Annotated in this window: 8 protein-coding genes; 4 read left to right on the forward strand and 4 right to left on the reverse strand. The window is 55.2% G+C overall.

Translation table 11 applies throughout. From position 1 onward, the window contains the following. The 3 genes from NTZ04_09485 to NTZ04_09495 all read right to left on the reverse strand — a co-directional run. Nucleotides 1-77 (reverse strand): IS200/IS605 family transposase (locus tag NTZ04_09485; protein MCX5992530.1); only part of this gene is annotated, 77 nt, incomplete at its 3' end. Nucleotides 78-583: 506 nt separating this feature from the next. Next, entirely contained in the window at nucleotides 584-1915 is a 1332-nt protein-coding gene (locus tag NTZ04_09490) for an acetyl-CoA C-acetyltransferase (GenBank protein MCX5992531.1), read from the reverse strand. Between the two features lie 38 nt (nucleotides 1916-1953). Then, nucleotides 1954-2133, reverse strand: a complete 180-nt coding sequence (locus tag NTZ04_09495) for a hypothetical protein (GenBank protein ID MCX5992532.1) — start codon at nucleotides 2131-2133, stop codon at nucleotides 1954-1956. A 125-nt stretch (nucleotides 2134-2258) separates the two neighbouring features. Between NTZ04_09495 and NTZ04_09500 the strand changes: the two genes are divergently transcribed. After that, nucleotides 2259-2732, forward strand: a complete 474-nt coding sequence (locus NTZ04_09500) for an HIT domain-containing protein (GenBank protein MCX5992533.1) — start codon at nucleotides 2259-2261, stop codon at nucleotides 2730-2732. A gap of 162 nt (nucleotides 2733-2894) precedes the next feature. Here NTZ04_09500 and NTZ04_09505 read toward each other — a convergent pair whose 3' ends face one another. Next, entirely contained in the window at nucleotides 2895-3794 is a 900-nt protein-coding gene (locus NTZ04_09505; GenBank protein ID MCX5992534.1) for an enoyl-CoA hydratase/isomerase family protein, read from the reverse strand. 167 nt (nucleotides 3795-3961) lie between these two features. On the opposite strand from NTZ04_09505, the gene purF reads away from it, so the two are divergent. From purF to purH, 3 genes are read left to right on the forward strand one after another with little or no spacing between them, the layout of a single operon-like run. Continuing rightward, nucleotides 3962-5380, forward strand: coding sequence for an amidophosphoribosyltransferase (gene purF, locus NTZ04_09510; protein MCX5992535.1), 1419 nt, complete (start codon nucleotides 3962-3964; stop codon nucleotides 5378-5380). Between the two features lie 20 nt (nucleotides 5381-5400). Continuing rightward, the gene (gene purM / locus NTZ04_09515; GenBank protein ID MCX5992536.1) at nucleotides 5401-6426 is read left to right on the forward strand and encodes a phosphoribosylformylglycinamidine cyclo-ligase; all 1026 of its coding nucleotides are present in this window, start codon (nucleotides 5401-5403) and stop codon (nucleotides 6424-6426) included. 29 nt (nucleotides 6427-6455) lie between these two features. Next, complete coding sequence (gene purH, locus NTZ04_09520; GenBank protein ID MCX5992537.1) at nucleotides 6456-7997, forward strand: bifunctional phosphoribosylaminoimidazolecarboxamide formyltransferase/IMP cyclohydrolase; 1542 nt, start codon at nucleotides 6456-6458, stop codon at nucleotides 7995-7997. Nucleotides 7998-8132 lie beyond the last annotated feature (135 nt).

The raw sequence follows: 8132 nt of genomic DNA on the forward strand, positions 1-8132 counted from the left end.
CGACGGTATTTCGTTGGAAACACCAGATGATACAACAATACGCTTACATTGTGGCTCTTGTGTAAATAGATGCTCATGCATCTATTCTAATTCATTCGCCGCAAGCGGCGGGGTATCAGACCCTAAAAGAGAATGACACGATGCGGCGTGCCTTCTCACTCCAGAAGAGCGAGTCTTGAGACACCCTCTTCAAACCGCCCCCGTGTCATTGCGAGCGAAGCGAAGCAATCTCTGCCACGAGCCATCAGCTATGAGCCATCCTTCCGCAGAAGGATGAGCTGTGATCGTGTCATTCTGAGCGCAGCGAAGAATCTCGATTGTTACGCTGATTTGTGCAACCAGTCTGTAGGGACTGTCCGCGGTGGGGAACCAGGGGCAACGGACAGGGTCCCTACTGAGGGGAGACCCTTCGCCTTCGCTCAGGGTGACAAACCACATAAAAGTCGGGGTAACATATTGCATAAGGGGCAGGGTAACATATTGCCCACTGCGTCGGGTCGGGGACCCGACAGCCACTTTGGTCTGGGACCTATACGGCACCACACAAGGGGGAATGGATATCCCCGAAAACCGATCAACAGCCCTAACGCTCAATTATCATGGCCATCCCCTGCCCACCACCAATACACAGGTTGGCCAGGCCACGACGGGCGTTCTTTCTCTCCATCTCGTAAAGCAGAGTTACGAGTATGCGGGCGCCGGTGCAACCCAGCGGATGCCCCAGCGATATCCCTGAGCCATGAGGATTGACCTTCTCACAGCCCGGCTCGCAGGACTGCTTGCTTTCACCATACCGCGGAATGCCCAGTTCCTTCATGCAGGCAATGGTCTGGGAAGCAAAATCCTCATTGAGCTCAATGATGTCGATATCCTTCAGGGTATAGCCTGTCTTTTTGAGGAGCTTACGCGTAGCAGGTATCGGGCCAAGGCCCATATATTTGGGGTCCACACCGCCGGAAGCATATCCCCTGACGGATGCCCTGATCTTCAATCCGTTCTTCTCGGCGTATTCCCTAGACGTTATCAGCAGAGCCGCCGCCCCGTCATTGATCCCCGAAGCATTCCCTGCAGTCACCGTTCCGCCCTTCACAAAGGCCGGCGCCAGCTTGCCCATCTTCTCTGCATCAGTATCCATCGGTCTTTCATCTCTATCAAACGCCAGCGGAGGGCCCTTCTTCTGGGGAATCTGCACCGGCACGATCTCTTCTTTGAAAGTGCCGTCATTGATGGCCTTCATGGCCCGGTGGTGGCTCTCCGCGCCTAATTCGTCCTGTTCCTTCCTGGATATGTTGTAATCCCTGGCAATGTTCTCCGCGGTAACCCCCATATGGTAGTCATAGAGTATCTCCCAAAGGCCATCGAAAACCATCATGTCAAGCGCTTCTGCCTTACCACTTATATCCATGCGGTATCCCCAGCGCGCCTTGGGCAGCGCATAGGCAGCATTAGACATGCTCTCCATGCCTCCAGCCAGGATAGCATCGGCATCCCCGGCTCTTATGGCCTGTGCTGCCAGAGCCACCGCCTTGATGCCCGAAGCGCATACCTTGTTGATGGTGAAGACATTTGTCTCCTGAGGCATTCCCGCCTTGATGCTTGCCTGCCTGCCTGTATTCTGGCCCTGAGCTCCCTGCAGTACATTGCCCATGATGACCTCATCTATATACACTGGCCGCAGGCTCTGATCCCAGTCCATGTACTTGGCCTCTATCTCACTCTTTTCAATGTCCCTTGAAATGCTCGGCCTGATCTCCTTCGCATCCCCGGGGGCCACCGGCCTTACGCCTGCTTGCCTCAATACTTCCCTGATTACTATCCTGCCCAGGTCAATAGCCGTCACATCCTTCAGGGCACCCCCGAAAGATCCAATAGCTGTTCTTACTGCGCTGACTATCACGGGCTGCCTAGAATCCATGGTTATTCCTCCTCATTTGGACAAGACTTGATTTTGTATCACCCACGCTTCTCGTAATCAGGACACCAGGTGGCATTGGGCCGCTCCGGGTGATGGCAGGCGCCGCGCCAGTCCCATTTGCAGCTGTCACACAGAATGGCATTCATCCCCAGCGCCTTCTTAATGCGCAGCTTAACTCTATCCAGCCAGCCTGGTCGCCGCTCAGCCTTGTTGGTCATATACTTGGATTGTGGCGCAAAATCACTCAGCTAATTTATTGTAGGCACTCGCCTATTCGAAATCAAATCTCCATTCCCTTTGACTATCGACCGATTATCAGACTAAAATACGGCAGGAGGGCAATGTGCAACGTATGTGGGCACCCTGGCGGATGGAGTTTATCCTCACCGAGAAGCCGGACTACTGCATCCTTTGCAGGAAGCCAGCAGAGCAGGACGATGAGTGTAACTTTATCCTCTACCGGGGCAAGAAGAACTTCGTCATTCTGAATCGATTCCCCTATAACCCGGGGCACCTGATGGTAGCCCCATACCGCCACATTGCCAGCCTGGAAGATATGGACGATGAGGAACTGTGGGAACACATCGATTTCGTCAGGAGAAGCACCAGGACACTGCGCAGCGTCTTTGACCCTGCTGGTTTCAACATAGGCGTCAATATCGGCAAATCAGCCGGGGCAGGAATCAGCGACCACACTCATACCCACATAGTTCCGCGGTGGGCTGGCGATACCAACTTCATGCCCGTGGTGGCTGACACCAGAGTGTTGCCGGAAGGCCTGGCATCCACCTACGCCAAGCTGAAGGGGCTTCTCTAGGGAACATCGGCCCCAGCAATCCGTAGCCGCACCTTCCTCATGCCTACAGTTCCACAGCATCCGCTCAAACCAGGTTAGTCGTTTCCGTCGCCCGCTGACGATGCAAACAGGGCAGGGTTCTCACCCTGCCCTGCCCACAGAACACTCAGTTTTTCAGATACGTTAAGTCGATCTCTTCGGTTTCTTTACCTTGCTTGCCTGTTCGCGAATTTCATCCTTCTCGTGGAAGGCCGCCCTGGCCCCCTTTTCCCTTCTCTCTCTGAAGAAGTTGAACTCTCCGGGCTCATGGCGCACATTGGTAAACATCGTATGAGTGATATAGCCATAGGTGAAGGAATCAGTCAGTCCCATCCGGTCGTAGAAGAGATGCCTGCAGGCCTTGCCTATGGCAATCCCATCGCGCGGCATGAGACACAGTTCCTTCGCCAGAGCATTCACCTCGGCCTCCAGTTTGTCAGCCGGGACTGATTTGCCCACCAGCCCTATTCGCTCCGCCTCTTTCCCGTCTATCTGCCTGCCGCTGATGTACAGGTCCAGCGCCCGCCTCATGCCTACGGTCAGCATCAAGTGTCCAAAGGTATGTTCGCCGCCGCCGGCAAACCCTATCCTCTGTCCGGGGAAGCCCATCTTGCAGTCATCGGAGCAGACGAAGAAATCGCACAGCATGGCTATCATCAACCCCGCCTCAAGGGCAAACCCGTGCACCTGGGCAATGGTCAGCTTGGAACAGAAGAAAAATCTCTTGTAACCTTCGCTGATCCCCAGCTTGTCCATCTTCAGCCTTATTCTCTGGCTGGGGCGGCGATCGTCCTTCTGCGTCCCAAATCCGTAGACAAAGCCCACCTTGCTGAGATCCTGGCCTGCAGAGAAGCACCGGCCGGCTCCCTTGAAGATGATCACCTTGATATCATCATCTTCTTCCGCCTTCGTAATAGCGTCCAGCACTTCGGCAAAATCCTCTCCCACCGAGATGATAACATAGGAATTCATCTTCTCCGGTTTGTTGAACGTGATCGTGGCAATCTCGCCCTTTTTTTCATACTTGACGTACTTATAACTCATACCTTCCTCCCTGACATATAAGAAATCGTTCTCCATGCTACCATTCTGAACACTCGCGTGTCAATTTCACTTCAGATACAACATCAACATACAACAACAACATCAACATCGATTGACCCATAACAGAAGGAGGGTGTAGAATTGCCCTAAGGGCTAGGAATAATAGTGTGAGCTGGCACGAATCATGTGGCATCTTTGGAGTTTACGCTCCAGGGGAAGATGTGGCAAGGCTCACCTTTTTTGCCTTGTTCGCCCTCCAGCACCGTGGGCAGGAGAGCGCCGGAATCGCTACCACCAGCGGCAATGGCATCTGCCTTCACACTGGCATGGGACTGGTGTCCCACGTCTTCGATGAAGCCTCTCTCAGCAGCCTGCCGGGGAACATCGCCATCGGACATAACCGCTATTCCACCTCGGGCTCAAACCGGCTCGCTAACGCCCAACCTATAGTAGTGGAAGGACCTGAGGGCAAGCTGGCCCTGGCCCACAATGGCAATATCGTGAATGCCTTAGCCCTCCGCCTGGAACTTGCTGAGAAGGGCTGCCCTTTCGTTACCTCTACCGATTCAGAGGTCATCGCCAATCTCATCATCACCTCACCCGGCAATAACCTGGCGGAGAAAATCAGCAACGCTATGCACCGGCTGCAAGGGGCATATTCACTGGTCATCCTCAATAACAATTCCCTGATAGGCGTTCGCGACCCCATGGGGGTGCGCCCCCTCTGCCTGGGGAAGCTCAACGGCGGTTGGGTGCTGGCATCAGAGAGCTGTGCCATCGATCACCTCGGCACCGGTATGCTCCGCGAGATCGAACCCGGCGAGATCGTGACCATAGATGCCGGTGGTGTGAAGAGTTACCAGGGCGCAGTATCAGACAAACAAGCCCTTTGCGTTTTCGAGTATATCTACTTTGCCCGGCCTGACAGCACCATCGGCGGCCGCTTGCTCTACCGGACACGAGAGGCTATGGGCCGCCGCCTGGCCCAGGAATACCCCGTAGCTGCCGACCTGGTCATCGGCGTCCCTGACTCAGCCACAGTAGCCGCCATCAGCTACTCCAGGGAGTCGGGCATTCCCTTTGTCGAAGGATTATTAAAGAACCGCTATGTCGGGCGTACCTTCATCCAGCCGGACCAACGGATCAGGGCAATGGGCGTGGGCCTCAAATTCAACCCCTTAAGAGAAATACTGGCCGGCAAGCGGTTAATCCTGGTCGACGACAGCATCGTCCGGGGCACCACCACCCCTCACGTCATCAGCTTGCTGAAAAGAGCCGGGGCCAAGGAAATACACATGCGCGTCTGCGCTCCACCCATCTGCTACCCCTGCTTCTTCGGGGTCGATATGGCCACCCGCTGGGAGCTGATCGCTGCCCGAAAGACCGTCCCTGAGATCAGGGAGTTCATAGCGGCCGACTCTCTGGGCTACCTCAGTGTTGAGGGGCTGGTGCAGGCAGTGGACTTGCCCAAGGAGAACCTCTGCCTTGCCTGCCTCACCGGCGATTATCCTATCCCGGTGCAGTTGGAGATGGACAAGCTGGCACTGGAGTCCCTGCCTACAACAGAACCAGTTCCTTCGAAATAGACCACCTGGAGGACATCTCAATAAAAGAATCAAAGAAAGTCAGACAGACCTATGCCGCCGCGGGGGTAAATATCTCCGCGGCAGATAGAGCCAAGGAACTCATCAAGAAGCACGCCCGCACCACCTACCGTCCCGAAGTGCTGACCGATATCGGCTTCTTTGGAGGACTCTTTGAGCTCAAGGGCTACCGCGAGCCTGTCCTTGTATCCAGCACGGATGGAGTGGGCACCAAGCTGAAGATCGCCAATGCTCTGGGAAAGCACGATGCCGTCGGCATCGATCTGGTGAACCACTGTGTCAATGACATCTTCACCTGCGGCGCCGAACCCCTCTTCTTCCTCGATTACATCGCCATGGGCAAGCTCATCCCCGAAAAGGTGGAAAGCATTGTGAAAGGGATGGCCGCTGCCTGCCGGGAAGTGAATTGCGCCCTTATTGGCGGCGAAACCGCCGAGATGCCAGGCATCTATGCTGAAGAGGACTACGACCTGGCCGGGACCATTATCGGGGTGGTGGAGAAAAGTGAACGCCTCGACCAAAGGCAGATCAAGACCGGAGATATACTGCTCGCCCTGCCTTCCAGCGGCTTACATACCAATGGCTATTCCCTGGTGCGGAAGGTCTTTGGAACTGAACCTGCTGCCTTAAATAAGTTCTATCCTGAACTGGGGAAAACCCTGGGTGAAGCGCTCCTCGAACCTCACCGCTGCTACTATGGCCAGATCAATCCTGCGCTGCGGATCGTGAAGGGTCTGGCCCACATCACCGGCGGAGGACTTGAGGGTAACGTGCCTCGTGTGCTGCCGCCGGGGCTGGCTGCCGCTTTCGACAAAGGTTCCTGGTCTATTCCTCCAATCTTCTCTCTCATCCGGAGGACAGGCGATATCGCTGATTCAGAGATGTACCACGTGTTCAATATGGGGATCGGCATGGTCATCGTCTGCTCCTACCAGGATGTCGCTGCCTTCAGCAGGCTGGTACCGGAAGCCATGATGGTGGGAGAGGTGGTAGTGCAGAAGGGCAAGAAGAGGGCAACCATAGCTTAGTTTGCTTAGTTTAAAGAAAGGGAGACAATATGCGAGCTATCCTGAGCGTTTCGGATAAGACAGGGCTGGTGGACTTCGCCAGAGGATTAGACAAATTGAAGGTGGATATCTTCAGCACCGGTGGCACCAAGAATACGCTGAAGGACGCCGGCGTACCGGTGCACAGCGTCTCCGACATCACCAACTTCCCCGAGATCCTCGACGGCCGGGTGAAGACGCTGCATCCGGCGGTCCACGGCGGAATCCTGGCCAAACGCAACGTCAAAAGCCATATGGCCGAGCTGGCAGAAAAGGGCATTCAACCCATCGATATGGTGGTGGTCAACCTCTATCCCTTTCTCCAGACCATAGCCAGAGAAGGCGTCACCCTGGACGAAGCCCTGGAGAATATCGACATCGGCGGCCCCACCATGATTCGCGCCGCCGCCAAGAACTTTCCTGCCGTCATCGTCGTCGTCGATCCGGCGGATTACGGCACTGTTCTTGATGCCATGACCAAAGGCAAGGTTGATCTGGAACTGCGGCAAAAGCTGGCCCAGAAGGCCTTCCAGCACGTCGCTTACTATGATACTGCCATTGCTCAATATCTCAGAGACAAAGAAAAGGGCTTCCCCGAGGTAATGACCATCGCACTCAAGAAGCGCACCAATCTCTCCTATGGAGAGAATCCGCACCAGCAGGCAGCCTTCTATGAGGAGGAGAACGCCAGGAAGCCGCAAGCCAGCCTCGTTCGCTCCATCCAACTGGGAGGGAAGGAACTCTCCTTCAATAATATTCTGGATCTCGATGCGGCCTTAAACGCCGTCGTCGATTTTCCCAGGCCTACTGTGGCCATCATCAAACACAATAACCCCTGTGGACTGTGCAGCCATGGTGACCTGGCGGAAGCCTACCGCCGGGCACTCACTGGAGACCCCCTGGCCGCTTTCGGCGGGATAGTTTCCTCCAATAGGACGATTGATATGGCCACTGCTCAGGAGATCTACAAGACCCATTTCGATGCCATCATAGCCCCCAAATATGCAGACGATGCACTGGCCCTTTTCAAGCGTAAGAAGGATTTCCGGATCATCTCCCTTGGAGTGGACGTCTCGCCCGCCAAGGGTGAGCCCCTCTACATGGATTTCCGGCGGGTCAGGGGTGGTTTGCTGGCACAGACCACAGACTATATCACTGAGAAAGAATTGACTCCACGCACCGTAACCAAACGCGAACCAACACCTGAGGAGAGGAAAGACCTGTTCTTTGCCTGGCAGGCCGTGAAGCTGATCAAATCCAACGCCATTGTCCTCGTCAAGGACAATACCTTATTGGGGATGGGGGCCGGGCAGCCCAGCCGCGTGGTGAGCGTGCAACTGGCCCTGGAAAGGGCAGGAGAACGTGCCAGGGGGACCGTCCTGGGGTCAGATGCTTTCTTTCCCTTTGCTGATGGAGTTGAACTCGCCGCCAAAGGCGGTGTTACCGCCATCATCCAGCCTGGTGGCTCTGTCAGGGACGAGGAGACCATCCAGACCGCTAACAAATACAACGTGGCGATGGTCTTCACCGGAGTGAGGCACTTCAGGCACTAGTACTTAGTTGTGCAGTTAGCTAGACGATAGTAAGGCGATGTGTTATAGTAGACACATGCGTAAACCAGAGACTGTGATCGCATTGGCAGTGGAAGAACGACAGAATCTAAAGGAGATGGTCAAGTGCCGGACAGC

It is taken from the genome of Chloroflexota bacterium, assembly GCA_026389585.1.
In the GTDB taxonomy this organism is placed as follows: domain Bacteria; phylum Chloroflexota; class Dehalococcoidia; order UBA2247; family RBG-13-53-26; genus JAPLHP01.

What these genes read in the sequence shown, in the direction of transcription:
- NTZ04_09490 (MCX5992531.1), bottom strand. Translation starts at nt 1,915, where the DNA reads ATGGATTCTAGGCAGCCCGTGATAGTCAGCGCAGTAAGAACAGCTATT.
- NTZ04_09495 (MCX5992532.1), bottom strand. Translation starts at nt 2,133, where the DNA reads ATGACCAACAAGGCTGAGCGGCGACCAGGCTGGCTGGATAGAGTTAAG.
- NTZ04_09505 (MCX5992534.1), bottom strand. Translation starts at nt 3,794, where the DNA reads ATGAGTTATAAGTACGTCAAGTATGAAAAAAAGGGCGAGATTGCCACG.
- purH (MCX5992537.1), top strand. Translation starts at nt 6,456, where the DNA reads ATGCGAGCTATCCTGAGCGTTTCGGATAAGACAGGGCTGGTGGACTTC.